Origin of the sequence: Rhodococcus sp. ARC_M5, assembly GCF_022810405.1 — a bacterium.
In the GTDB taxonomy this organism is placed as follows: Bacteria; Actinomycetota; Actinomycetes; order Mycobacteriales; family Mycobacteriaceae; genus Rhodococcoides; species Rhodococcoides navarretei.
Genome location: NZ_JALGQE010000010.1, coordinates 143,266 through 167,862, shown reverse-complemented (window position 1 = coordinate 167,862; position 24,597 = coordinate 143,266). Strand labels below are relative to the sequence as shown.

Annotated in this window: 26 protein-coding genes; 5 read left to right on the top strand and 21 right to left on the bottom strand. The window is 64.8% G+C overall.

Translation table 11 applies throughout. From position 1 onward, the window contains the following. Positions 1–38: 38 nt before the first annotated feature. Positions 39–1,070 (top strand): zinc-binding dehydrogenase, encoded by a 1,032-nt coding sequence (locus tag MTX34_RS17175; protein WP_243610196.1) that lies wholly within the window; start codon positions 39–41, stop codon positions 1,068–1,070. Between the two features lie 67 nt (positions 1,071–1,137). On the opposite strand, the gene MTX34_RS17170 is transcribed toward MTX34_RS17175, so the two are convergent. From MTX34_RS17170 to MTX34_RS17155, 4 genes are read right to left on the bottom strand one after another with little or no spacing between them, the layout of a single operon-like run. Further along, positions 1,138–2,271, bottom strand: a complete 1,134-nt coding sequence (locus MTX34_RS17170) for a serine hydrolase (RefSeq protein ID WP_243610195.1) — start codon at positions 2,269–2,271, stop codon at positions 1,138–1,140. Beyond that, positions 2,261–2,887, bottom strand: a complete 627-nt coding sequence (locus MTX34_RS17165) for a TetR/AcrR family transcriptional regulator (protein WP_243610194.1) — start codon at positions 2,885–2,887, stop codon at positions 2,261–2,263. Before MTX34_RS17165 ends, MTX34_RS17170 begins: the two co-directional genes overlap by 11 nt. Further along, positions 2,884–4,446, bottom strand: a complete 1,563-nt coding sequence (locus MTX34_RS17160; protein WP_243610193.1) for a class I adenylate-forming enzyme family protein — start codon at positions 4,444–4,446, stop codon at positions 2,884–2,886. The genes MTX34_RS17165 and MTX34_RS17160 overlap by 4 nt, the downstream gene beginning before the upstream one ends. 29 nt (positions 4,447–4,475) lie before the next feature. Then, on the bottom strand, positions 4,476–5,138 hold the full coding sequence (locus MTX34_RS17155; protein WP_032383742.1) for a nitroreductase family protein: 663 nt from the start codon (positions 5,136–5,138) through the stop codon (positions 4,476–4,478). Between the two features lie 183 nt (positions 5,139–5,321). Between MTX34_RS17155 and MTX34_RS17150 the strand changes: the two genes are divergently transcribed. Further along, a complete protein-coding gene (locus tag MTX34_RS17150) occupies positions 5,322–7,247 on the top strand; it encodes an NAD(P)/FAD-dependent oxidoreductase (RefSeq protein WP_243610192.1) in 1,926 nt (641 codons plus the stop codon). Between the two features lie 129 nt (positions 7,248–7,376). After that, the gene (locus MTX34_RS17145) at positions 7,377–7,772 is read left to right on the top strand and encodes a RidA family protein (protein ID WP_037191120.1); all 396 of its coding nucleotides are present in this window, start codon (positions 7,377–7,379) and stop codon (positions 7,770–7,772) included. Between the two features lies 1 nt (position 7,773). On the opposite strand, the gene MTX34_RS17140 is transcribed toward MTX34_RS17145, so the two are convergent. From MTX34_RS17140 to MTX34_RS17075, 14 genes are all read right to left on the bottom strand, one after another. Then, positions 7,774–8,610: an SMP-30/gluconolactonase/LRE family protein gene (locus MTX34_RS17140; protein WP_243610191.1), complete on the bottom strand. Its 837-nt coding sequence runs from the start codon at positions 8,608–8,610 to the stop codon at positions 7,774–7,776. After that, positions 8,607–9,539, bottom strand: a complete 933-nt coding sequence (locus MTX34_RS17135; RefSeq protein ID WP_243610190.1) for a sugar kinase — start codon at positions 9,537–9,539, stop codon at positions 8,607–8,609. The genes MTX34_RS17140 and MTX34_RS17135 overlap by 4 nt, the downstream gene beginning before the upstream one ends. Beyond that, the gene (locus tag MTX34_RS17130; RefSeq protein WP_243610189.1) at positions 9,536–10,162 is read right to left on the bottom strand and encodes a bifunctional 4-hydroxy-2-oxoglutarate aldolase/2-dehydro-3-deoxy-phosphogluconate aldolase; all 627 of its coding nucleotides are present in this window, start codon (positions 10,160–10,162) and stop codon (positions 9,536–9,538) included. The genes MTX34_RS17135 and MTX34_RS17130 overlap by 4 nt, the downstream gene beginning before the upstream one ends. Before the next feature lie 26 nt (positions 10,163–10,188). Then, entirely contained in the window at positions 10,189–11,337 is a 1,149-nt protein-coding gene (dgoD, locus tag MTX34_RS17125) for a galactonate dehydratase (protein WP_243610188.1), read from the bottom strand. Next, positions 11,334–12,053: a FadR/GntR family transcriptional regulator gene (locus tag MTX34_RS17120; RefSeq protein ID WP_094609877.1), complete on the bottom strand. Its 720-nt coding sequence runs from the start codon at positions 12,051–12,053 to the stop codon at positions 11,334–11,336. The genes dgoD and MTX34_RS17120 overlap by 4 nt, the downstream gene beginning before the upstream one ends. 31 nt (positions 12,054–12,084) lie before the next feature. Next, on the bottom strand, positions 12,085–12,825 hold the full coding sequence (locus MTX34_RS17115; RefSeq protein WP_222100207.1) for an SDR family NAD(P)-dependent oxidoreductase: 741 nt from the start codon (positions 12,823–12,825) through the stop codon (positions 12,085–12,087). Next, positions 12,822–14,000, bottom strand: coding sequence for a DUF4380 domain-containing protein (locus MTX34_RS17110; RefSeq protein WP_243610210.1), 1,179 nt, complete (start codon positions 13,998–14,000; stop codon positions 12,822–12,824). Before MTX34_RS17110 ends, MTX34_RS17115 begins: the two co-directional genes overlap by 4 nt. A 2-nt stretch (positions 14,001–14,002) precedes the next feature. Next, a complete protein-coding gene (locus tag MTX34_RS17105; RefSeq protein ID WP_243610187.1) occupies positions 14,003–15,097 on the bottom strand; it encodes a zinc-binding dehydrogenase in 1,095 nt (364 codons plus the stop codon). A 39-nt stretch (positions 15,098–15,136) separates the two neighbouring features. Then, entirely contained in the window at positions 15,137–16,189 is a 1,053-nt protein-coding gene (locus MTX34_RS17100) for an ABC transporter permease (protein ID WP_243610186.1), read from the bottom strand. Between the two features lies 1 nt (position 16,190). Then, positions 16,191–17,753, bottom strand: a complete 1,563-nt coding sequence (locus MTX34_RS17095; RefSeq protein WP_243610185.1) for a sugar ABC transporter ATP-binding protein — start codon at positions 17,751–17,753, stop codon at positions 16,191–16,193. Next, positions 17,750–18,733: a substrate-binding domain-containing protein gene (locus MTX34_RS17090; protein WP_243610184.1), complete on the bottom strand. Its 984-nt coding sequence runs from the start codon at positions 18,731–18,733 to the stop codon at positions 17,750–17,752. The genes MTX34_RS17095 and MTX34_RS17090 overlap by 4 nt, the downstream gene beginning before the upstream one ends. 154 nt (positions 18,734–18,887) lie before the next feature. Next, the gene (locus MTX34_RS17085) at positions 18,888–19,418 is read right to left on the bottom strand and encodes a hypothetical protein (protein ID WP_243610183.1); all 531 of its coding nucleotides are present in this window, start codon (positions 19,416–19,418) and stop codon (positions 18,888–18,890) included. Positions 19,419–19,516: 98 nt separating this feature from the next. Then, a complete protein-coding gene (locus tag MTX34_RS17080) occupies positions 19,517–20,164 on the bottom strand; it encodes a hypothetical protein (protein WP_243610182.1) in 648 nt (215 codons plus the stop codon). Then, the gene (locus MTX34_RS17075) at positions 20,164–20,829 is read right to left on the bottom strand and encodes a hypothetical protein (RefSeq protein WP_243610181.1); all 666 of its coding nucleotides are present in this window, start codon (positions 20,827–20,829) and stop codon (positions 20,164–20,166) included. Before MTX34_RS17075 ends, MTX34_RS17080 begins: the two co-directional genes overlap by 1 nt. Before the next feature lie 262 nt (positions 20,830–21,091). On the opposite strand from MTX34_RS17075, the gene MTX34_RS17070 reads away from it, so the two are divergent. Both MTX34_RS17070 and MTX34_RS17065 read left to right on the top strand, forming a co-directional pair. After that, complete coding sequence (locus tag MTX34_RS17070; protein ID WP_243610180.1) at positions 21,092–21,613, top strand: hypothetical protein; 522 nt, start codon at positions 21,092–21,094, stop codon at positions 21,611–21,613. A 26-nt stretch (positions 21,614–21,639) separates the two neighbouring features. After that, positions 21,640–22,164, top strand: a complete 525-nt coding sequence (locus MTX34_RS17065; RefSeq protein ID WP_052055070.1) for a hypothetical protein — start codon at positions 21,640–21,642, stop codon at positions 22,162–22,164. Positions 22,165–22,183: 19 nt separating this feature from the next. On the opposite strand, the gene MTX34_RS17060 is transcribed toward MTX34_RS17065, so the two are convergent. The 3 genes from MTX34_RS17060 to MTX34_RS17050 all read right to left on the bottom strand — a co-directional run bounded on the left by MTX34_RS17060 (position 22,184) and on the right by MTX34_RS17050 (position 24,589). After that, complete coding sequence (locus tag MTX34_RS17060; RefSeq protein WP_243610179.1) at positions 22,184–22,657, bottom strand: helix-turn-helix transcriptional regulator; 474 nt, start codon at positions 22,655–22,657, stop codon at positions 22,184–22,186. Then, the gene (locus tag MTX34_RS17055) at positions 22,654–23,751 is read right to left on the bottom strand and encodes a serine hydrolase (protein WP_243610178.1); all 1,098 of its coding nucleotides are present in this window, start codon (positions 23,749–23,751) and stop codon (positions 22,654–22,656) included. The genes MTX34_RS17060 and MTX34_RS17055 overlap by 4 nt, the downstream gene beginning before the upstream one ends. A gap of 268 nt (positions 23,752–24,019) precedes the next feature. Continuing rightward, positions 24,020–24,589: a hypothetical protein gene (locus tag MTX34_RS17050; RefSeq protein WP_243610177.1), complete on the bottom strand. Its 570-nt coding sequence runs from the start codon at positions 24,587–24,589 to the stop codon at positions 24,020–24,022. Positions 24,590–24,597: the final 8 nt, after the last annotated feature.

The following is a 24,597-nucleotide window of genomic DNA, read 5'->3' as shown; positions in this document are numbered from 1 at the left end:
CGTACTCTGAAGATGCGCACTAGGAGAGACGAGATGGCATGAAAGCACTGGTATTCCGCGAGTACGGCGGCCCCGAAGTCCTGAAGATCGAGGAGCTTCCGGATCCGATTCCGGGATTCGGTGAAGTGGTGGTCGATCTGAAGGTGACCGCGCTCAACCACGTCGACATCGATGTGCGCGAGGGCGTCTCGCGTTTCGACTTCGCGATGCCGCACACCTTGGGCCTGGAGGGTGCCGGCGTTATCTCCCTGGTCGGCGACGGCGTGGACCCTGCTCGGATCGGTGAGCGCGTAGCCGTCTCCTACATTCGCACCTGCGGCCACTGCGAGTGGTGTCAACGGGGCATGGAGAACATCTGCGTCAACCGCAAATTGCTCGGAGAGCACATACCGGGCACGTACGCGCAGAAGATCCTGACACCGGCCGACCATTGCCTGACGCTTCCCGACAACGTCGACTTCGGTGAGGCGGCAGCCGCACTCAGTGCATTCGGCACCGCCTGGCACGCGCTCATGATCCGCGCCGAGCTGAAGCTGGGAGAGACCGTGCTGATCCATTCGATCGGGGGTGGCGTTGCATCGGCTGCACTTCAGGTCTGCAAGGCAGCCGGCGCGACCGTGATCGGTACGGCCAGCCGAGACGACAAGTTGGCTCAGGCGACCGCTGACGGTGCCGATCACGTCATCAATTACACGACAACCAATGTGCGCACCGCCGTCGACGAGATCACCGGTGGACGCGGGGTCGAGCTGGTCTTCGACGGCGTAGGAGGGACAGCCTTCACCGAGTCGATGTTCATGCTGCGCCCGTACGGCCGTCTGGTGTCGATCGGTGCGCACGCGGGTGAGGTCGTCGAGTTCGACATCATCGAGTTCTTCCGCCGCCAGATCTCCTACATCTCTTCGCATACCCAGACGCGCGACGAGATGCGTACTGTGCTCGATCTCGTCGGCAAGGGGGTGCTGCGCCCGCGTATCAACTCGCGTTATGCCTTGGATCGCGCCGGGGAAGCGCACGAGGAGTTGGCTGCGCGCACCGCCTACGGGAAAATCATCCTCGACATCGACTGAGGAGAGCAGTGGTGGACGCGATGCCGTCTCACCTTCAGCAGACACGCCCTAGACCCGTTGAGTGCAGTCAGGCGAGGCCGTCGTACACCGCGCGCACGTACTGCTCCGCTCGCTCCGAACCGATGATGCCGGGACCCATTCGGTTCATCACGTACGAGATGGTCAGCTTCGACTCCGGGTGCAGAACGGTCAGCGATCCGCCCCAGCCACCCCAGAAGCAGATTTTGCCGTCGGGGATGTAGGGCATCGATTCCTGTTGCGGCAGAGCAAAACCCAGGCCGAAGCGCAACGGAATGCCCAGCGCCAGATCGACTCCGTTGGACTGCTCCTCGAGGATCGAGTCGATCGTGCCGGGGCTGAGCAGCCTTACGCCGTCGACGGTTCCGCCGCGGGAGACGACCGATAGGATTCGTGCAACCGAGCGTGCGTTGCCATGCCCGTTCAGCGCACCCATGTCCGCGGCACGCCACGCCGGGGTGTTCGCGGACGAGGCCTGCACCAACGGTCCGAGAAACGTCCTGCGACGCACCATCGTCGGATCGGGCACGGCATCGCCGGTCGGCGGGGGCGGCGGAACCACATCGGCGATTCGATTCCAGTCGGCCTCGGCGGCACCGATCTGGAAGTCGGCACCGAGAGGACCCGCAATCTCGTCGGCGACGAACTGCCGCAACGACTTTCCGGTGACGCGGCGGACGACTTCGCCGATCAGATGACCCTGACTGGCTGCGTGATACCCCGATGTGGTGCGCGAATCCCACCACGGAGCCTGCGCGGCCAAGCGCGAGGTCGAGAGTTCCCAGTCGTAGAGGTCCTCTTCGCTGAACGGCCGGTCCCATCCCGATACTCCGGAGGTGTGCGACAACAGGTTCCGAACCGCGATGTTCTCCTTGCCTGCGGCTGCGAACTCGGGCCAGTACGTCGCGACCGGCGCGTCGGGATCCAGCACTCCACGGTCGATCAGCATCAACGCCGCCAGGCACGTCACCATCTTGGTCGTCGACCACACGTTGGTGATCGTGTCCGACTCCCAGGGCAGGCTGCGCTCGGTGTCGCGATACCCGCCCCATAGGTCGACGGCAGTGTGGCCGTCGATGTCGACCACCACAGACGCGCCGAGTTCCGCTCCGCTCTCGACGTTGGCGGCAAGCGCGTCACGCACCGCCGCGAATTCGGGCTCGCAGTGACCGTCAATTGCCATGTGATGCCCCCAGAACGCGGTGAACGGCTAGTTCGACGTAGTTGTCGGCGACGTCCTCGATGCTGAGTTCGCCGCCGTCGTGGAACCAGTTGCTGATGCCGTTGAGCATGTCGGTCAGGGCGAACGACGCCAGACGCGCATCCGGGACGGTGAATTCACCACTGCGCATTCCGGCGGTGATGACATCGCGGACGCGTCGTTGGTACTGACGGCGATAATCCTCGATAACAGTGCGGTGCTCGGGTGTGAGTGAGGCCAACTCGTGCAGGCCGACGATGTATTCCACCCGTCGCCGATTCAGATGCACCAGGTGCGCGCGCACCAGAGACGACAGGCGTTCGGTAGGCGTTCCGGCCGCGTCGAGCAGCGGCAGGTTCTCCTCGGCCGGTTCCTGGGTGACCGTCAGGCAGATCGCGAAGAGGATGTCTTCCTTGGACGGGAAGTGGTGGTAGAGGCTGGCACCCTTGATACCGACGGCGTCGGCGATATCGCGCATCCCCACGTTCGAGTAGCCCTCACGCGCAAAGATATTGGCGGCGTTGGCCACGATGTCGTCTCGCCGCTGGCGCGTGCGGATCTGGCGAGGCAGTGGACTCACATCAGCCGGCTGCGTCATACGGTCTCCTCGACCGCCGCCAGCAGTCGCAGTTCACGCTTGAGGATCTTGCCCTGCGGGTCGACGGGTAGTTCGGCCACGATGTGTACCGACTTCGGAGCCTTGTACGACGCCAACTCGGTGCGGCAGAACTCGATGATCGCGGCCGGGTCGGCGGTCACCCCGTCGCGGGCGATGACGAAGGCGGTCACGGCCTCGGACCAGTACGGGTCGGGAACTCCGACGACGGCGGCGCGCAGCACGTCCGGGTGCGTGTGGATGGTGCGTTCCACTTCCTGCGACGACACGTTCATCCCTCCCGACTTGATCATGTCCTTCATCCGATCGTAGAAGAACAGGTTGCCGTCGGCGTCGATGCGCACCATGTCGCCGGTGTGTACCCAGCCGTCCCTGAATACCTCGGCCGTGCGCTCGGGGTCCTTGAAGTAGCCGAGCATCACCGATGGAGTGCGGCAGAGCAATTCACCGATCTCACTTTCGTTGCCCGCGGGGTCGACGACCTTGATCTCGAGGTGGGTGACGGGCTTCCCGATCCACGACGCGTCGCCGTCGGGAATGTCGTCGAGGGTCGAGAACCAGCCGACCGAGCCCAGCTGCGAGAGTTCCGACTGTCCCCAGTAGGTGCCCCAGATGGCCTCGGGTGCTGCGGCGGCCCAGGCGCTGATCGTGTGCGGTGACACCTGGCCACCGTAGGTGAGGCAGCGCCTGACCTGGCTCACGGACTCGGGCCCGAACTGCTCATCACGGGCCAAGGCCAGATAGAACGTCGGCGTCTGCGCGATGACGGAGATCTTCTCGGCGGCGATGATGCGCAGCGATTGAGCCGGATCGACCGTTGCGGGCAGCACCAGAGTGGCACCCATCAGCGTCAGGGTGGTCATCGAGCCGAGTCCGGCGATGGTGTGGAAGGGCATGACGAACAGCCAGGTGTCCTCCGGTCCGGTGCGCAGGCCCCAGCTCCACGCGGGCGCGGTGGAGATGAGGAAGTTGCGGTGCGGGATCATCACGCCCTTGGGAGCCGCTTCGGTTCCCGAGGTGTAGATGACCATCGCGACGTCGTTCTCGTCCATGTCGACGCCGGGCTCGGTGGACGGGGTGTTCGCCGTCAGCGCGGCGTACTCGGTACCGAACGTCACCAGGGTGGTGGTGTCCGGCTTCACCGAGGAGATGATCTCGGCGTAGGCCGGGTCGGCCACCACCACAGTCGGTTCCGCGTGTGCGAGTTGGTGCTTCACCTCGGCCGCGCGGTACATCACGTTGATGCCGGTGAAGGCCGCACCCGCTTTGAGGGTTCCGTAGTACGCCACCACCACGTCGACGCTGTTACGAGCCATCGATGCGACGCGGTCACCTGCTGTCACCCCGAGATCGACCAGCAGGTTGGCGAACTGGTTTGCGCGAGAATCGAGTTCGCCGTAGGTGGTGACCTCGCGGGTGCCGTCCGCCGCGTAGCTGATGAACGCCACCTTGTTCGGCTGCGTCCGCGCATGGCGACGCAGCTGATCGCCGATGGTGGCGCGGCCGATGGGGGAGCGGTGGTGGATGGCAGTACCGGGCACGGCGATCTCCTGAAGGTTCGAAGCGTAATTCAGAGGGCAGGGGAGAGGGCAGCGGAGTCGAACATCGGCTGCGAGAAAGTCTCTGCCGCAACGATCTGCTCGACGGGATCGCGAGTGAGTTTGCGCGGGAACGACTTTTCGGGATAGCCGACGGCGATGTGTGCGGCGGTGATGTAGTCGTCCGGGATGCCGAGTAGCTCGCGAATGGCGGGCTCCTCGTGGCACAGCAACGTCGTCACCGCGGTCGCGACGCCCTGATCGCGCAGGCTCAGGCACAGGTTCTGAACCGTCGGGTAGATGGACGCGCCGCCGACGACGGAGAGTCGGCCGAGTTCGTGGTCGGTGGGATGCAGTCCGTCCAGCGCGGCGCAGACCACCACGATGGCGGGCACCTCGGCCAGGTGGCGGGCGAAGTAGTCGGCGTCCTGCACGGTCTTGGGCAATGCGCCGACGGCTACGGTTCCGCCGGTGATGCCGGCGAAGTAGGCGTCCCACATCGGGAGGTAGAGGTCAGCGAGGGCCTGCTTGCGGGCAGCGTCGCGCACGACGATCCATCGCACGGGCTGACGGTTGCCGCCCTGCGGGCCGAAGCGGGCGACGTCGAACGCGGCCTTGAACACCTCGTCGGGAACAGGATCGCTGAGGTACCGCCTGCAGGTGCCGGTGGTGCGCATCGCCTCGGTGAGTTCCATGGGTGTTTCCCTTCGCCTGTCCGCTGTTAGGTAGTGCCATGAAGCATCGTGTGGCGTGGGCCACATTGTCAAGGGTTCAGGTGCTGCGAATTTCGAGACCACGAATCCCTTGCGCGAGGTTGCCTAACCGTGGTTAGTTGAGCTGTCGGAGTCGGATTGAGCAGCGCGCAACAGGAGGTACCGGTGTCCACAGACGCAGCAACGGCAGCGGAGACCGTGGGTGGAGTCGATCGGGACCGACTCTCGCGGGCTCTCACCGCAGCCAACCTGCCCACGCTGGTGGCGGTGCTCTATCAGTTGACCGGCGATCCCATGTGGCTCGCCGATCCGTATCGCCCTACGCGTAGTCGGGGGATGGACAACAACGACACGGGCGGATTCGATGATGCAGTTGCCGACCGCATCCGTTCCGCAGCGCTCGATGTGATCTGCGCGTTCCACGAGGGCGCGCCCATGGCGGTGCCCTCACCCGACTCGGAGCACCTCGTCGAGATGATCAGCGTGGCCGTCGGTGAGCAGGTTCCGCCCGAGTTCGGCGTCATGGTCGCCGAGGACATGGGCTTCACCGTCGCGGACACTCCCGTGGCGGCTCCGAACGATCTGTCGGTCATCGTCATCGGTGCCGGCGTCTCCGGAATGCTCGCGGCCATCAAGCTGCATGACGCGGGCATCAGTCACACAGTGCTCGAGAAGAACTCCGACGTGGGCGGTGGTTGGTTCGAGAACACCTACCCCGGTGCCGGCGTCGACACCCCCAGTCACCTGTACTCCTACTCCTTCGCGCCGCGGGCCTGGAGCACCCACTTCGGCAAGCGCGACGAGGTGTGGCAGTACCTCAGCGACGTTGCCTCCGAACACGATCTGCGGCAACGCATTCGATTCGACACCGAGGTGGCGACCGCCGAGTACGACGCGGAGAGGCAGGGCTGGACCGTCACGACGGTCGACGGCAACACGCTGACCGCCGACGTGGTGATCACCGCTACCGGCCAGCTCAATCGGCCGAAGGTGCCCCACATTCCCGGGCTCGAGTCGTTCGACGGCCCGATCTTCCACACGGCGAACTGGCCGGCCGATCTGGATCTGACCGGTAAGCGTGTCGCCATCGTCGGAACCGGGGCCAGTGCCATGCAGGTGCTGCCGGCCATCGCGTCGACGGTGGGGCATGCCACGGTCTTTCAGCGCTCGCCGCAGTGGGTGTCGTCGAGCGATGTGTACTTCACCGAGATGGGCGACGATGCCAACTACCTGATGGATGTCGTTCCGCTGTATCGGCTGTGGTACCGGACCAGGCTGGCCTGGAACTTCAACGATCGGGTGCACAGCTCGCTGCAGGTCGATCCCGAGTGGGAGCATCCGCAGCGCTCGATCAACCCGGTGAACGACGCCCATCGACGCGTCTTCACCCGCTACATCGAACGTGAACTCGACGGCCGACCGGACCTCATCGAGAAGTCGCTTCCCGATTACCCACCCTTCGGCAAGCGGATGTTGCTCGACAACGGCTGGTACGCCGCGCTCAAGCGCGACAACGTCACCCTCATCGCCGACGCAGTCTCGTCCATCACCACCAACTCGGTTGTTGCGCAGGACGGTTCGGAGACCGAGGTCGACGTCGTGATCCTCGCGACGGGCTTCGAGACGCACAAGCTGTTGACGCCGATCGATGTGCGCGGACGATCGGGGGAGTCCATTCGAGATATCTGGGGCCCCGAGGATGCGCACGCGTACCTCGGCATCACCGTCCCGGACTTTCCGAACTTCTTCATCACCTGCGGTCCCGGAACCGTGCTGGGTCACGGGGGTAGTTACATCACCATCGCCGAATGTCAGGTGCGCTACATCATCGATGTGCTGATCGACATGGTGGACAAGCGGATCGGGGCCATCGAGTGCAAGGCCGACGTGGAGACGGAGTATGTCCGCAAGCACGACGAGGCGCACGCGAAGATGATCTGGTCGCACGGCGGCATGGACAACTGGTACCGCAACGACGCCGGACGCGTGGTCTCCACGCTGCCGTGGCGCATCGTCGACTACTGGGAGATGACGCGGCGGGCTGATCTCGACGACTTTGTCATGGAGCCTCGACTGGACGAGGCTCGCTGATCAGGTGGATGTCGACTGAACGCCGTTAGTACGCAAGACCGTATGGGCCTATAACGCCGACGATGTCCAAATTCCGTGCAAGGCTCGACGGTGCACACTCACCCGAACGATCGAATGGAGCGCGCCGCGATGGAACGAACGGCAGTCAACCCGGTGCGATGGTCGGTGGACATGGGATTCAACCAGGGGGAGATCGTCTCGGGGCAGGCTCGGACGCTCTACCTCTCCGGCCAGACAGCGACGGGCGATGACGGTTCGCCTCAGCACCCCGATGACATGGGCGCGCAGTTGTCCCTGTGCCTCGACAACATGGAAGCCGTTCTCGCCGAAGCGAATATGTCCTTGGCAAATCTCGTGCGGCTCAACGTCTACACCACCGATGTCGACGCGTTGCTGCCGCACTACGGCGATTTGGCAGCGCGGCTGGGCGCGGCGGGCGTCAAGCCGACCAGCACCCTGCTCGGGGTGACCCGGCTCGCGATTCCCAGTTTGCTGGTCGAACTCGAGGGCACCGCGGTCGGGTAGGTCAACGGCCGAACATCGCGGTCGGCACACCGCCTACGGTGGTGGACGTAATCAAGGTCGCACCGTCCCAAGGACCCGGCTCGTCGAGGCCGGTCGTAGCACTGGTCACCAGAATGCGCCCCGAGCCGAAGGCGATGCTGGTCGGTTGAGAGGCAGGGACCGGAACGACGTCCACGAGTTCCCCGTCTGGCGCATACCGATGAAGACGATGCCCACCCCACAGCGCTGACCAGAGGCACCCGTCGGCGTCGACGGTCATTCCATCCGGATTGGCGTCACCGACTTCGGCGAAAGCTGTTGGGGCAAGGAGACTGCCGTCGTCGGCCACGTCGTACCGGGTGATCACTCCGGCCGTGCTCTCCGCCAGATACATGACGGATCCGTCCGCGGAGAAGGCCGGACCGTTCGGAATCGTCAGTCCGTCGAGGACGCGATGAGTCCTGCCGTCGACGTCGACGCGCACGAGGAACCCGGTACCGGGATGGTCTCCGTACGGCATGGCACCTGCCCAGAATCGGCCGTGCGGATCGGCGACCCCGTCGTTCATGCGCATCGGCACCAGTGCGTCGACCAGCAGGTCGGCAACCCACTCGACCTCGCCGCCGGACCGGTCCAGGAACGCGATCCCGTTGCCCGCAGCGGCAATCCATCCTCCACCCGGCCGTGGTGCGACCGCCCCGAGCGGTACGTCCAGGTCGTGCAGCACCGAGCCATCATCCATAATCAACGCGCCGGACAGTAGGTCGACGAACACGAATCCGGCTCCCGAGGGTCTTGCTCCTTCGCCCAATTCGTATCGCGCGTCGGACAGCGGTGCCCATTCACCCACGAGAGTCATCGCAGCGCCGCTCCGGATTCGGTGGTGATCAGATCGAGCTCGCCGCGTGTGGGCAACCCCTCCCAGTCGCCGCGGCTCGATACTGCGAACGCTCCCAATGTGTTAGCTCGAGCGAGTCGTCCTGTGATGGACAGCCCGTCGAGGCGACCGGACAGGTATCCCGCGGTGAAAGCGTCGCCCGCTCCGATGGAATCGACGACTGTCACTTGGTGGCCGGGCGCTTCGTCGACGCCATCGCGGGTGTGGACGGCGGCACCGTCGGCCCCTCTCTTGATGACGACCTCGTGCACCCCGGCGTCGAGCAGTTCGTCCGGATGCGTTGCGACGAGATTCAATTCGTCCTCGGATGCGATCACGATGCGTGAAGCAAGAACGAGCGGACGCAGCACCGCGGACGCTGAATCCAGGTCCCACAGCCGGGACCGGAAGTTGACGTCGAACGACACGATCACACCGTCGGCGCGGGCCCGCCGCACAGCGGTCTCGATCGCGGCGGCGGCATCCGTCGACAGAGCGGGCGTGATGCCGGTGAGGTGGAGGATGCGAGGCGACTCGGTCAACGCAGCATCGGCGTCGGCAGGGGTGAGCCGTGATCCGGCCGAGCCTGCGCGGTGGTATTCGACGCGGGTGACGTCGGGCAGGCGCTGCTCGAACATCACCAGCCCGGTGGCGTGATCGGGATCGCGAACCACGCCTTCCGTCAACACGTTCTCGGCTCGCAGTGTGCGGAGGATCAGTTCGCCGGATTCGTCGGCACCCACCCGTCCGGCCCAGCGGACTCGATGGCCGAGCCGAGCGAGACCGATGGCGACGTTGGTCTCTGCCCCGGCCATCGCGACGGTCGCTGCGCCACCGAACTTGATCAGGCCTGCACACCGAACTGCCACCATCGACTCACCGATGGTCACGACGTCGAGGTCGGCAGTCATTGGTCGGTTCTAACAGCGTCGAGAAACGCACGCGCGCGTTCGCGAAGTCCGCCGAGATCGCCACCGTTCGGAGCGTCGCCACACAGCGGACTGGCGACGCCGACAGCAGTGGCCCCGTTGGCGAAGTACGCCGCGATTGCGTCGGCCCCGACCCCGCCGACCGGGATGAGCGGCACATCCGGAAACGGTGCCCGCAGATCTTTGAAGTACTGCGGTCCGAAGACCGACGCCGGGAAGATCTTGACGCCGTCGACGCCGAGGCCGACGGCCGTGACCACTTCCGTCGGTGTCAGTGCGCCGCACAGCACCGGAATACCCGCGGCGACAGCAACTTCGACCGACGGTGCGACGGCGGGGGTGACGACGTAGGTCGCGCCGGCGTCTCGTACCCGCGCCACGTCCGCCGGGTCGATCACTGTGCCGGCCCCGAGCTGAACCTTCCCGTCGAGGCGAGCGGCAACAGTCTCGATGACCCGCAGTGCGTCGGCCGACGTCAGTGACACCTCGAAGAGGCGGACCCCTTCGTCGGCGAGGGCGAGGGCGGTGTCGATGGACGCTGCGGCGTCGGTACCGCGGATGATGCCCAGCAATCGGTGCTCGCGAAGGTCGTCCAACAGGGTCATGGAAGTTCTCGTTTCTGTAGAGCTCGTCACCATTCGGCGAACGAACCATCCGGGTGGTGCCAGATCGGGCCGTGCCAGCTCTCGGCAACGGCATCTGCGCGACGTACAGCGTCTTCGTCGACTTCGATGCCCAAACCTGCTGCGGTCCAACGCTCGACGTGACCGTCGACGAAGGTGAAAGGCGACCGGTCGAGCACATAGTCGAGCAGTTCCGCGCTGCCTTCGTTGTAGTGAATGCCGATGGACTGCTCCTGCAGCAGGAAGTTCGGCGTTGCGAACGCGACTTGCAAACTCGCCGCCAACGCGATCGGACCGAGTGGGCAGTGCGGTGCCAGCAGAGCCCCGAAAGTGTCGGCGAGCGTGGCGATGCGCCGCACCTCGGAGATGCCGCCCGCATGGGAGATGTCGGGTTGAACGACGGTCACGCCGGCTTCGAGGACGGGTAAGAACTCCGCGCGTGAGAACAACCGTTCGCCGGTGCCGATCGGAACACTGCTGCTGGACACGATGTCTCGGAGTCGGTGTGCGAATTCCGGGAGCACCGGTTCCTCGACGAACAGCGGCCGGAGCGGCTCCAACACCGGCAGCAGTCGCCGCGCATCCGCGACACCGACCCTGCCGTGGAAGTCGATCGCCACGTCGTTGCCGTCGCCGATCGCCGCTCGAACCTGCGAGACGCGCTCCACCACACCATCGAGTTCGGCTGCGGTGGCGAGACGCCCGATTCGGCCGCACGCGTTCATCTTCAGCGCAGTCAGCCCGTTCTCGATCTGCGCCCGGGCTGCGTCGGCCACCTCGGCCGGTTCGTCCCCGCCGATCCATCCGTACACGCGGACTCGGTCGCGCACCGCGCCGCCGAGCAGTTGGTGGACGGGCACGTCGAGTGATTTGCCGAGGATGTCCCACAGTGCCTGGTCCAGTCCGGCGACTGCGCTGGACAGTACCGGTCCGCCGCGATAGAAACCGCCCTTCGTCATCACCTGCCAGTGCGCTTCGACCGTGCGGGGATCGCGGCCGATGAGGAGCTCGGCCAGCTCTCGGACGGCGGCGCGCACCGTGTCGGCGCGGCCCTCGACGACGGGCTCACCCCACCCGACGATGCCGGCATCGGTCTCGACACGGCAGAACAGCCAGCGGGGTGCGACAGCAAACGTGTCGATTGCAGTGATCTTCACTCGTGGTCCTTGCTGTTGATCAGTTCGAGCACGCGCGACAGGTCGTCGACGGACTTGTCGAGAAGCGCACGGGTCAGCTCGACCGCACCGGCCGCATCGCTCGCTCTGATGGCGTCGACGACGGCGCGGTGGCTGGGAACCGGATTGTCTTCGGTGTGGTTGTGCACCAACGAGTCTCGAACCATCAAGGCCGGTTCTACGAAGATGCTCATGCTGGCGAGCATTTCGTTGTGGGCCGCGCGCAGCAGTATCGCGTGCCAGGCAAGGTCGGCCGCGGCCGCCTGGTCTGCACCGGCCGATGACGCTGCCTCCATGTTGTCGAGCGCTGCCTCGAAGTCGGCGAGATCGTCGTCGGTGCGGCGCAGCGCAGCGAGGCCTGCCGCCGACGGTTCGATGATGGCGCGAACCTCGGCCAGCTCGGTGAGCATTGCCGCCGCATCGCCCGCGGCATGCCGCCACCGGATGACGTCACTGTCCAGCACATTCCATGCGGCCCGGTCACGGACGAAGGTGCCGCGTCGCTGCCGAGAATCGAGCAAACCCTTCGCGGCAAGCACCTTGATGGCCTCCCGTAGCGCGGTCATCGACAGGTCCATCTCCGAGCCCAGAGCGCGGAGGTCGAGGGTCTCACCAGGGGTGATGGTGCCGTCCACGATGCGTGAGCCGAGCAGTTCGACTGTGGTGCCGTGCAATCCGCGTCCTGTGTAGCCCGTCATGCGATCCCCTTCACGCCATCGGTACTGTCGCTCATGCCGAATTCTTGGTGATACTCCACCCGCCGTCGACGACGAGAGTGGTTCCGGTGATGAACGACGCCTGGTCGCCGAGCAGAAATTCGATCGGCGCCGCCACCTCGTCCGGTTGTCCGAGTCGGCCGGTCGCGGTTTGGGCCGCACTGGCTGCGCGGTCTGCATCCGAGATCCCGTCCCACTGCGCGGTCAGCACCGGTCCGGGCAGCAGACAGTTCACCCGGACCTCGCCACCGTATTCGGTCGCGAGCTGGCGGGTGAGACCCGTCAGCCCGGCCTTGGTTGCCGCGTAGGCAGGGACGGCGGGGAGCCCGAAGTTGGCGTGCACCGAGGAGACGAGCACGATCGAGCCTCGGCGATCTCGCCGCAGGTCGGCCAAGCATGCCCGGACACCCAGAAACGTTCCGGTCAGGTTGACGTCCAGTTGCCGTTGCCACGAGGCCAGCGTCATCTCGTGCAGCGGCACCCGATCGGTGGCGAGGGCGTTGCTCACGAGGGCGTCGACGGGACCGAGTTCGACGTGCACCTGCTCCAGCGCATCGTTCCAATCGTTCTCTAACGTGACATCGCCGACGAACGCGAGAGCTCGCCCACCTGCCGACGCGATCTCTGCTGCAACCTCATCGACTCGATCGTCGAGATCCAACAACGCGACAGACCACCCCGATGCCGCCATCCGACGGGCCGTCGCGGCACCGATACCGGCGGCCGCGCCGGTGATGAGAACGGTGCGTGTCATGGAGTGTCCTTCCGTGCCGGGGTCACGTCGTAGTCGGTTCCCGTGTGGTCCCGCAGCATCACATCACCGACAACCGCGATGGTAAGAGCATCGCCCGCCCGAACAGATGCCACGGCCTCACCGTCGACGACCAGGTGGCCGGAGATGTAGCTGCAGAAGCGGTCGTCGCCTTCCCAGTGTCCGACCGAAGTGACGGCGCGGACGTCGCCCGAACCTTCGGAGACGCCACTGCGGTAGCGGTAGTCGGTGCGATCACCCGGTGCCAGTGCGGTCGAGGGGCCGAGCAGTTCGATCTCCACGATGCGAGCGCTGGGGTGCAGGCCACCCAGGTGGGTGATCGGGTGGGTGAGGGGGTGCTCCATCCAGACCTCGACCCGCGAGCCCTGGTCCGGATACTCGGCAGTCGGGTCGACGGTGAACGTCTGGGTCGCGGTGGTGCCGAAAGCGCTGTGCGCCAACCATCCGCTGGCTCCGGGTACACCGACCTTGCCGACGACGTCCTGGTGCGCCACGTGTAGTCGGTCGGTGCCCAGAGTGTCCACTCGCGGTGCGCCGGTGCCGACGGCCAACTCGACTGTTCGGTGATCACCGGGCTCGATGCCGATGTCCACACCGCCGGACCCGGGTTCGCCGCCCGCGCGCTGGGTGACATTCCACAGCGCCCATCGCACGTTGTTCTCGGAGGTGTTCTGCGCGGACAGGTGCACGTCGTAGGCGCTCTGCCCGCGGGTCACGCTGACCGCGCGCGTGACGGTGAGGCCGGTCCGTGGGTCGTGGCCGCTGGTCATGGTCACGGTTGTCGACTTGTCGGTGCGGTCGACGGTCCAGTCGTAGTAGCCGGAATCCAGTACGGGGTCCGGCGGTCCCGCCCATTCGGTCGACGCCGACCAGCCCTGCGGTGCCGGCCATGTCTTGTCGCCGCCGTAGTTGTTCCACAGGCTCATCGCGCCGGACACGGGTTCGGGGACATGTGACCCGACCGGATGCAATGCGTCATCGAGCAGAGACGCGTTCCGCCACAACAACTCCTGGCCTCGCATGCGCATCGAGAGCAAGCGCCCACCCAGTGCGGGGACGAACCCGAGGCGCAGTACGGCGTTGTCGATCCACACGACGTCGGGTCGAGAGCCACCGCCTTCGTCGATCTCGGTGGCGACCTCCGCGGGCATGTGCATTGTCACCGAACCGAATTCGAGACGAACACGACTTTGCCTCGACTGCCGCCGGCGGCCAGAGCGAACGCTTCCTCGGCCTGGTCGAGGGAGAAGCGATCGCTCACCACCGTCTCTGGTCGTAGACCCCAGGCGACCAGGTTGTGGGCAAGGTCGGACATTGCTTGCAGCGACGTGACCCAGGAGGCATGCAGCGTCAGTTGCTTGTGCAGCAACGTGTCCGAGACTTCCGTGTCGAAGCGGCCACCTTCACCGATGAACGAGACGTGGCCCCATTCGGCCGCGTGTTGCACGGCGGTAGTGCGGCCCGGTGCCGAGCCCGAGGCGTCGATGGTGAAACCGAACCCGGCACCACCGCTCATCTCGGTGAGAAGGGCGTCGGCCTCGTCGGGGGAGACAGTGGCGTCGAAGATCCCGAGGGAGTCCGCCCAGGTGCGGCGTACTTCGGACAACTCGACGCCGACCACTCGTCGTGCGCCCATCCCGCGCCCGATCATGCCGGCCGCCAATCCGACCGGTCCCAACCCGACGACCAGCAAATCGCCCTCTCCGCTGACTCCGACACGTCGTAGACCTTCGTACGCGGTGCCGAATCCGCATGCGATCAAGGCACCGTCGACATACGACAACTCCTCGGGCAGTGGGACGCACGTCCGCTCTTCTGCGAGAACGTAGCGGGCGTTGCCCCCGTCACGTTGCCAGCCGTACGACTCACGGGAATCCGCAGTGCAGCTGATGTAGTACCCGCGGCGGCAGTTGTCGCAGAGCCCGCAGCCGGCGATGTGGTACACGATGACCCGATCTCCGGCGGTGAACCGTGCGCAATTCGGTCCCGCCGCAACCACGCGACCCGACGGCTCGTGACCGGAGACGACGCCGCGGTAGGCGGGTCCATCGATCCCGCGGTGCGTCTTGTACTCCCGGTAGATGTAGCTGATGTCCGTACCGCAGATACCGGCGGCACCGACCTCCACCAACAGCTGGCCCGGTCCCGGTGTGGGCACGGAGACCGTACGTCGTTCCGTGGTGGAGTCGCCCGGGAGGTAGATGCCGGTCATCGTCTCGGGGACGACGGGGGAATCTTGCTCGACTGTGGTCACGATGTTCTCCTGCTGAAATTCTTGGTTGGGACGGTGTGGTCAGGAGGTTCGCATCGCCGCGGCGCTGCGCCGGCCGATGAGTGCGTTGATGAGAACGGCACCGACGATGATGACGCCGCGGATGACGTCCTGCAGGAACGAGTTCACGCCCAGGAGCACAAGACCGTTGCCGATCACCGTGATGAAAACTACGCCCAGGAAAGTGCCCAGCATGGTGCCGCGTCCACCGGCGAGTGCTGCGCCGCCGATGACGACGGCCGCGATGATGTCGAACTCGAGCCCGGAGCCGGCGCTTCCGGAGCCGGCTCCCAAGCGTGCAGCGAGCAGGATTCCCGTGATGGCCGAGAGCAATCCGGTGGTGGCGAAAAGCAGGATCCGGACCTTTGTCAGGTTGATACCCGACAGTCGAGCGGCGGACGCGTTGCCACCGATCGCGTAGATGGAGCGGCCGTAGGCGGTGAACTTGGCGATGTAGACGAACGCGACGAAGAGAACGAGCATGACGACTGCCGACGTCGGAATACCGAGGATGGAACCGCCGAGGAGGTCGAACAGGCCACTTTCGGGCAGCACGACGGGTAGGGCGTCCGTGAGGTACAACCCGAGACCACCCAGGACACTCCACAATCCGAGTGTGGCGATGAAGGACGGGACCTTGAAGGCCGCCACCAGCCAGCCTGCCAGTGCGCCCCACGCGATGCCGAGTGCCAAGGTGAGCAGCACGGCACCGACGACGCCGAATCCCCATGTGGCACTACCCATCGCGACGATCACGGATGCGAAGGCGACGGCAGGTCCGATGCTGATGTCGATCTCACCGGCAATGATCACCAGCGTCACGCCCCACGCGGCGATACCGATCGTCGCCGCGTCACGCAGGATGCCCAATTGGTTTGCACCGTCCATGAATCCAGCGGCGGTGAGGCCGAGCACAATGTAGAGGGCGATGATCGCGACGACCAGCCCGATCTCGTTCAGCTGGTGCGAGCGTGAGCTCAGCCAGCTGCTCTTCTTCGTTCCGTCGCCTGCGGGGCGGTCCTTGTCGATGGTGACCATGTCGGTCCTTCTCTCGTCGTCGCTCGGGGTCGTCACGTCACGCCGCCATGGCGGCGGCGAGAACGGAATCGATGGTGATGGCGGATCCGGTCAGCTCGTCGGCGACCTCTCCGCCGCGAATGGCTATGACGCGGTCACAGACCAGTGGTATTTCTTCGAGTTCGCCGGAGACGAACACGACGGCGGCACCGCCGTCGGCGAGTTCGCGTACGAGGCGATAGATCTCGGCCTTGGCTGCGACGTCCACACCTCGGGTCGGTTCGTCCAGCAGCAGGATGCGGCTGCCCGCGTGCAGCCAGCGGCCGATGACGGCCTTCTGCTGGTTGCCGCCGCTCAGGTTGACGATGGGGGTGGCACCCTTGGCGGTGGCGATCGACAAGCGGGAGATGAGGTCCGCTGCTGCCGATCGAACTCGCTTGTAGTCGATGGTTGGTCCACGACTGACGCTGCGCATGTCGGACATCACCATGTTCTCGTCGACTCCCAGCATCGGGATGATGCCGGCACCTTTACGGTCCTCTGGGGTCATACCGACGCCGAGCTTCTTCATGTTCGACGGCGAGACGGAGTCGACCGTTTTCCCCTCCACCACAACCGAGCCCGAGACCATAGGGTCGAATCCGGCAATCGCGCGGAGCAATTCGGTGCGTCCCGATCCCATCAGCCCGGCCAGGCCGAGTACCTCACCGGCGTGGACATCGAAGGACACGTCCCGAATCTTCGGTGGCAGAGAAAGGTTGCGGACCGACAACAGGGGAGTGTCGGCGCGGTTCACGTGACGTTCGACGCGCACCTCGGTCTCGGTGATGCCCCCGACCATGAGGTCCACGACCTGCGCGGTGGTGGCTTCCGCGAGCGAGACGGTGTCGATGATGCGGCCGTCGCGCATGACCGTTGCGGTGGTGGCGACCTGACGGATCTCGTCGAGTCGGTGGCTGACGTACACCACGGCGACGCCGGTGGAGGCGATGCGGGTGACGGTGCGCAGCACGACCTGAACTTCCGCAGCGGCGAGTGCGCTGGTCGGTTCGTCGAGAATGAGCAGCCGAGGGCGTCGACGGACAGCTCGGCAAATCTCCACCAATTGCTGTTCGGCAAGAGGCAGTGCTTCGACTCGGCTGAGCGGGTCGATGTCCAGGCCGAGTTCGTCGAAGACGCTTGCGGTTTCGCGTTGCATCAGCGCGTAGTCGATTCGGCCGCCGGAGCGGGGCCAGACGCCGAGGAACATGTTCTCCGCAACCGTCAGTGACGGAACGAGGCTGAGTTCCTGGTGGACGGTTTCGATGCCCAGGCTGGTCGACTCCCGGACGCCACCGTCTCCGAGGAGCGCGCCGTCGATGCGGATCGTTCCGGCGTCGGCGATCTCGACTCCGGACAGCAGCCGGATCATCGTCGATTTGCCGGCTCCGTTGCGTCCCAACAGGGCTCGGACTTCGCCGACGGCGATGGTGATGGAGGCGTCGGTGAGGGCGCGAACTCCCGTGTAGTGCTTGGTCAGTCCTTCGATCTCGGCGACGATGTCCGTGCCGGGGCGTGCCTGGTCTTTCATGGTGTCCTCTCGGCGCGGGCTCTGGTCGTCGGTGACGCTGCGGCCGGTCACGGAATGCCGTCCGGGTGCGTCTCGATCCACTCGCCGCCTGCATCCGGTCCGACGTACTCGTCGATAGGCGCGCGAATTATCATGTCGGGCGGGAGGTTTCCGTCGAGCACCTCGAGTGCTGCGTTGCCCGCCAGTTCGCCGACCTTGATGCCCGAGATGTCGGCGATGCCTTTGAGGATGCTGCCGTTCTGCAGCATTCCGGCCGCCTGGGTCGACATGTCGCCGCCGAACACCACGACCTTGCCGGACAGTCCGCGCGACTCGACGGCACGGACGGCACCGATGGTCTGTGATCCTGCTTCGCCGTAGAAGGCGTTGATGTCGGGGGAGGAGGTGAGCACCTGTTCGGCGCGTTGCACTGCCTCATCGAGGGTCAGACCCTCCTGGTTGGCGACGATCTCTGCCCCCGGGATTGCTGCTGTCAGTGCTTCCTCGAAACCGATCCGACGTTCGATGCAGACCTCGAACTGCTCGCAATTGATTACGGCCACTTTGGGTTCGGTGAGTCCGAGCTCTTGGAAGTGAGCTGCCATCTGGCGTCCGGACGCCGCACCGAACTCTTTCGGATCGCCGAGGACGTACGCCGACACCAGCCGCTCCGCAGCGGAGTCCTCGACGCAGGTGTTGTAGCAGATGATCGGCACGTCGTTCTCGTGTGCGAGTTCCAGCGCGGGGATGGAGGCGGTGGCCGACGCGGGGGAGATGATGAGTGCGTTGGCCTTGACCGACGCGACGGTGTCGACGAAGGTGCTTTCCTGCGACGCGTCCGATCGGATGTTGGCCTCGAGGAGTTGAGGCGAGTCGCCCACCGCGGAAAAGGTGTCGTCCACACCGCGGGCCACGCCGGCGTAATACCCCTCCGCATTGAGGTAGACGACCGCAATCCGTCCGTTCTCACCGATCCGGTCGGCGCAGCCCGTTGCCGAGAGGGCGACCAGCGCAGCACCGAGAACGGCACCGAGCTTCCACTTCAACTGCATATGACCTCGATGTTCGGAAGACGACTTTGTCCCTTCACAGTGACCCATGCCACCCATCTACGTCAATACTAAATTAGTATTTATTTTTCCGCCGGGTCTGGACCTGGTGTTTTCTGTCGTCTGGTCTCCCGTATCGGGGCAGTGTGAGTGCCGATCACTTCCAGGTCGCCTGTTGCATCGACAGCACGAATCCGTGTCCGTCACCCGCGTCGCAGATCATGGCCTCGACTCGGGAGTAGCAGGTGTAGCCGAGATGCGAAATGGACGTGTTGTAGTCGAGTGATCGAGCGTTCTGGACTCCGAATGCGCCCTGGTTGAAGCACACCGGCGTCACCAGCCCGGGATCCAGGAAGAAGCCTTTGCTCAATTCGTCGGCCGAGAACGGTGGCTTGTCGCAGTCCGCACCCTCGGGTATCGGCGCATCTGTGGCTTGGCAGCCGGACGAGAACGCGGTCGATCCGAGTTTGCAGAAGATGTTGCCCGACGGCGACTTCCAACCGACCTGGTCATTGGGCGCGGCGTACACGGCCGGGTCGACGGGGGTGATCGGTATGGTCTCGGTCGATGGTGTTGCGACGGAACCGGAGTCGGGATCGTTGCTTCTCGGCGGCTGGGAGGGTTGTTCTGACGCGCCCGTCGATGTTGTCGGCGCACCCGCGACCACGGTGGGGATGACCGACGGCATCGCATCCGTCGGTGCGTCCGAACTGCCACATCCCGTCAGGAGAAAGCCGGCACACGTAATGGCGGCGGCGACGACGGTGCACCTGCTGTGTCCCATCATCAGTTCGACGTCGCCTGTTGCATTGACAACACGAATCCGTGTCCACCGCCTGCGTCGCAGATCATCGCTTCGACGCGAGAGAAGCACGTGAACCCGTTGAAGGTGATGGATGTGTTGTATTCCAACGGTTGTGCGTTCTCGACCCCGAACTCGCCTTGGTTGAAGCAGGTCGGCGTCACCTTCCCCGGGGTCATGTAGAAGCCCTTACCGAGTTGGTCGATGGTGAACGACGGGGTGACGCAGTTCGCGCCGTCGGGTATCGGAGCGTCTGTTGCTTGGCAACCGGACGAAAATTCACTGTCGCCGATCTTGCAATAGATGTTGCCCGACGGCGACTTCCAGCCCACCTGATTGCCGTACGCGCTGTATCGGGCGGGGTCGACGGGGGTGATGGGAGCCGTGTTGTTCGCGGGATCGGCAGCGGTCGGGTTCGATTCGGGCGCCTGTGGTGCTTCTGTCACACCTTCCGAGTCGCCATCGGTGGAGTCGGTCGGCGCAGCAATGGTCACCTGCGGAGGCGCGGGCATCTGTACGGCCACACTGGTGGTTGGGGCCGGATCAGCAGCGGGTGTTTCCTGACTGCCGCACGCCGTCAGTGCCGCAGTGGTGAGCACTGCGGTCAGCGTGAGTTTCCAGAACTCCCTCATCAGAATGCGATGTTGACGTCGCGGGAGATCATGAAGCCTCGGTCGCCGTCGTAGCAGGTGATGCCGGCCTCGGTGGAGCGACAGAATGTGCCGGTGACTCCGATGACCTGGCCGTATTCCAAGACTCGAGGGCGTTCAGGTCCGCCGACGAAGATGCCCTGATTGGTGCAGATCTGTTCGACGGTGCCGTCTTGGTTGATTTTCACCCCGTAGGTGTTGTTCTCGGTGTTGAGGCACTCGCGGCCGGTGTTGCCCGGCACCGAGTAGCGGACCTGGCAGCCCACTATGGTCCCGGGCGCATTGGAGGAGTTGAATCCGCAGAGCACGTTCCCGCTGGGGGACTGGAAGAAGTACTGTCCTCCGGCTTGCTCGAAGTCGCGTGCATCGACATTGACATCGTCGCGGTTCGGGGCGGGCGATACGGCTGGCGTGCCCGCGGCAGTGGGAATCGCTTGTGCTGGGGTGGCTACGTCTGGAGCCTGTGCGATTCCGCCTGCGCCGCTTCCACCGTCGGAGTCGGAGTACCCGTTTGCCGACGGAGCAGCTGAGCTGGTGACGGGCGCTGCTTCGGCGCTCGCCTGCTCCTCGGAGCCGCAGGCCGTGGCTGCGAAAGCAGTAGCGGCGATCAGCGCGCATGTGGCCACGATTGTGCGGACTTGCCTCATTCGATGGTCCTCACCGGTGGCTGCGGAGTGCGTCACCTCTGATCATTGAATCGAACGGGCCAAGTGGTCTGTTAACGTCGTTCGTGTCACGACCCCGTCACGAATCGGTATACGAGCGGTCCTTTTGTCGCTCTGGCTGCGAGGGTGGGTCGGGTAAAGACTCAAGAACCACTTGATGTTTCAGGTTCAACCTGGAGTTCTTGGTTCGATGTCACGAACGACCCGGTATCTCGTTGTGCGACATGAGCGAAAGGTATGCAGTATGCCAAAGTCATTGCGGCGAGCGGTCGTATCGATCGCACTGACGATCCCACTGATTCTGGGCAGCGCGGGAACGGCCGTGGCAGCGCCGCAGACCACGCTGCTCCAGATTCCGGTGGTCACCGGTTTCCAGATCGCACCCGGTGCCGTGCCCGGTGGGTTGTTTCAGACCATTCCGATGAAGGCCACGGTCGGTACCGAGCCGGGTGTTCTGCTGCTGTCCGCGGCGAATATCGCGCCGTATGCAGACCAGTATCCGTACCGAAGTCTCGGTGTGAACTGGCGAAACTGGGACATCGGCTTCCGTGGAAGCGCGGGACTTCGGCATTGGCAGGACAACCCCAACCCGGGCCCGCTCAACGACCTGCCGCCGCTACACAGTGAGCAGTACCCGCGCGAAGTAGCTCTGCCCACCGGAAGTGGCTGGGTCGAGATCACCGTGACCCACTACCGCGATTACTACGACGGCGAGCCCTACGCCGACACGCTGATCCCGGGCAAAGGCTTGATCTACGTCCCCTGATCCGAACGCGTATCGAAAGGCAAACAATGCGAACATCTTTACGACGCGGAGTAGTTGCGCTGGCGCTCTCCGTGCCACTGGTTCTGGGTGTCGGCGCTGGTACGGCAACGGCGGCACCCACGACGTCCGAGCTTCTGGTTCCTGTCGTCACGGGGCCGGAGTTCGGTCCGGCCGGTGTCCCGGGCGGACTCGTTCAGACGATTCCGATCGAGGCGACAGTAGGTGAGAAGCCGGGTGAGGTGCGCTTCGCGGCCGCCGCCATCAGGCCGTACTACTACCAGTTCAATTACCGCTTCCTGACGGTGAACTGGCGCAATCTCGACACCGGAGCCGTCGGAGCGGTCGATCTACGGCACTGGGAAGCCCTCGAGAACCCATCGCTACCGATCAACGCGGAGCCGAGATATCCGGTCAATCTGCCTCTCGAAGTGACCGCGCAGACCGGGGCTGGCCCGGTGGTCGTGACGGTCACTCACAATCGGGAGCAGTGGCAAGCCCCGCCGGCATCGAACGCTCTGATTCCCGGGTTGGGTGTGTTGTTCGTGCCCTGACACGCGATGCTATGGGCGTTCACGTACCCAGATCGCCAGCGATATCCGCGGCAGCGAGCATCGAAACCAATAGGGGCACAACTCGTTTGGCGGCGATTCGATAGTCTCCTCGGCCGTGCTGCTCCACGATGTTCGCCGAACTGAGCGTCTTGAGATGGTGATAAATCTGGCCGGACGAGCCGAGCCCCACTGCTGAGAGGAGATCCGCCGCGTTCGCGGGGCCGCGCAGTAGTGTCCGCACGATCTGCAACCGCACCGGATGTCCCAGAGCAGCGAGCACTTCTGATGCCGACGGAACGGGTAATTCCACGATGGCGTCGGGGGAGTAGCCGATGTCCCAGCGGACCGTGCCGTGCAGATGGACGTCGCCTTGGTAGGCGATCATGCCGCCCGTCGACGGGGCGGCCTCGAGCTGCTCGGGAGCGTCGCGCCGTTCCAGCTCGGCAACGCGCGCCTCCAGCTCTGCCAGTCTCGATTCGAACTCTGCGCTCACACCACGCAGGCTATCCGGTCGAGTACCTCGGGCGAGAGCATCGCGTCGACGATGAGTTGCTGCTGTACGCCGAATTGGGTCATGGCCTGATCGAATCTGTCCGCGGAAAGGCCATCGATCAGCCACACTGTGGTGGCGACTGTTCCGTCGTTGCGGCGAAGCTCGAATCCCTGGGTCAGAACGCCGGCGAGGCTGCCGCCCTTGAAGCCGACTCCGCGAACGCTGTCGCCTGCGGGCTGCCATTCCAATTGGCGCACAATGGTGTCGGACGCATCGCCGAAGGTGCCGTCGGTGAAGGCGCGATACATCCCGTTGAGTTGTTCTGCCGAGCCGCCGCGGAAGGTGCTCTGCACTCGGTCGGCTTGTTCCTCGTAGGTCGAGGGTTGGATGGCTGCGCTGACCTGCGCCCGGAACTGCGGGTCGAATGCCCACATCTGCGCGGTCTCCCATCGGTTACCGTCGGCGAGGGCCGGGTCGTACAGCGACAGAATGTCGGTCACCAGACTCGGTACCTGGAAGTTCTCCCACCCTCCGGTCGCGGCGGCGTCGACGATCGCTCGGTCGCCCAGTCGATACCGGAGATAGTCGGGAACCGAATTGTCGCTCTCCTGGATCATGGCCGTGACCATGTCGTCGATGCGTACCGTGGCCTCGGGATCTGTGGCCGCGATGCCGTCGTTCGCGATGCCCAGCCTGTCCAAGGCGGCCGGGTGCGCGCCGGCGTCGGTACCGGGTACGTACCAGCGTTCCCAATCAGTAAGCAGCACCTGCTCGTTCGGGTCGATGGTGGCGTCCGTGACTGCTCGGGCGTAGGCGGCGAGATGCACCACCTTGATCGCCGATGCGAGCACCTGTTCCTGGTCGGCACGATGTTCGACGGTTCGGCCGCGGCCGTCGTCGATGACAAGGCTGATGGTGTCGGGTGCTTGATCGATCAGTCCGATCCACCCGTCCTCGGTGGCGAGGTCCGTCGAGGTGACGGGAGCGCAGTTCTCCGGCGTTGGAGTGGCGGCATTCGAGTCGGCGGCGGTGGCGCATCCGCCTACCAACAGCACGGCCGCGCAGGTCGTCGAGATCCAGATCGAGCGTCTCATTGAGTTCTCCTATCCGTCATTCCGTAATTACGGATAACCATAGAAGATGGTCGAGTGTCCTGACAACCCCGCTTCTGATCTCCATCCGATGCCTGTCAGTGCCAACAGTGCGTCGGTGGGAATGGCGCGGTAGCACCTGCACCCACGTCCGCCGGTGTCGTGTTGTCAAAACTCTTTCCGTAGGGACTGCTTTCGCGCGAGATGTTGTACCGATTGTCGATGCCAGTCGGGTGAGGAAAGTGAGGCTGCCGAGGACGCCGTGAACGGTTCACGACCTGAACGGCTGTGCCGCCTCGTCCGTCGCGATGTCAGCTCGCCGAACGAGGTGGCCGGTCGCGCGAACGGCGAACAACAGCCCGATGACGGTAGCCCCCACTAAGTCACTCGTGCGGTAGTCCGCATCGTTGGCACATACGCGTACAAACTCGCTCTGTGGGATCGGTCGATCCCGCACGATGAGTTCTCCCGACGTGCCGTCGGTTTCGCGGAGGTCGTCGCCCTGGACCCTGTTCACGATGGAGCCGCAGACGACTCGGTTGTTTCCTACGCTTTCAGTGGACACCGAGAAAGGAGTCAGCAGGGCCCACCCGGCGGAAAGCAGGGCGGCAGTAGCGATCAGGCCACAGGCCAGTGCCCACAATGCGCGCAGCTTTTGCGGCCGTCGCACCCGCCACCAGCAGTAATTGGCCGCTCCGCCGAATGCGGCGAGCAGAAGCCACCATTGCCAATCCGAGTTGAAGACCAACCAATACGTGGACACCACGAGGATCACCCAGAATGCCGTGGTGAACCATCTGGGATGCACCTGACCGAGTCGCCCGTGCAGCTGCATGCTCATCGCTACAT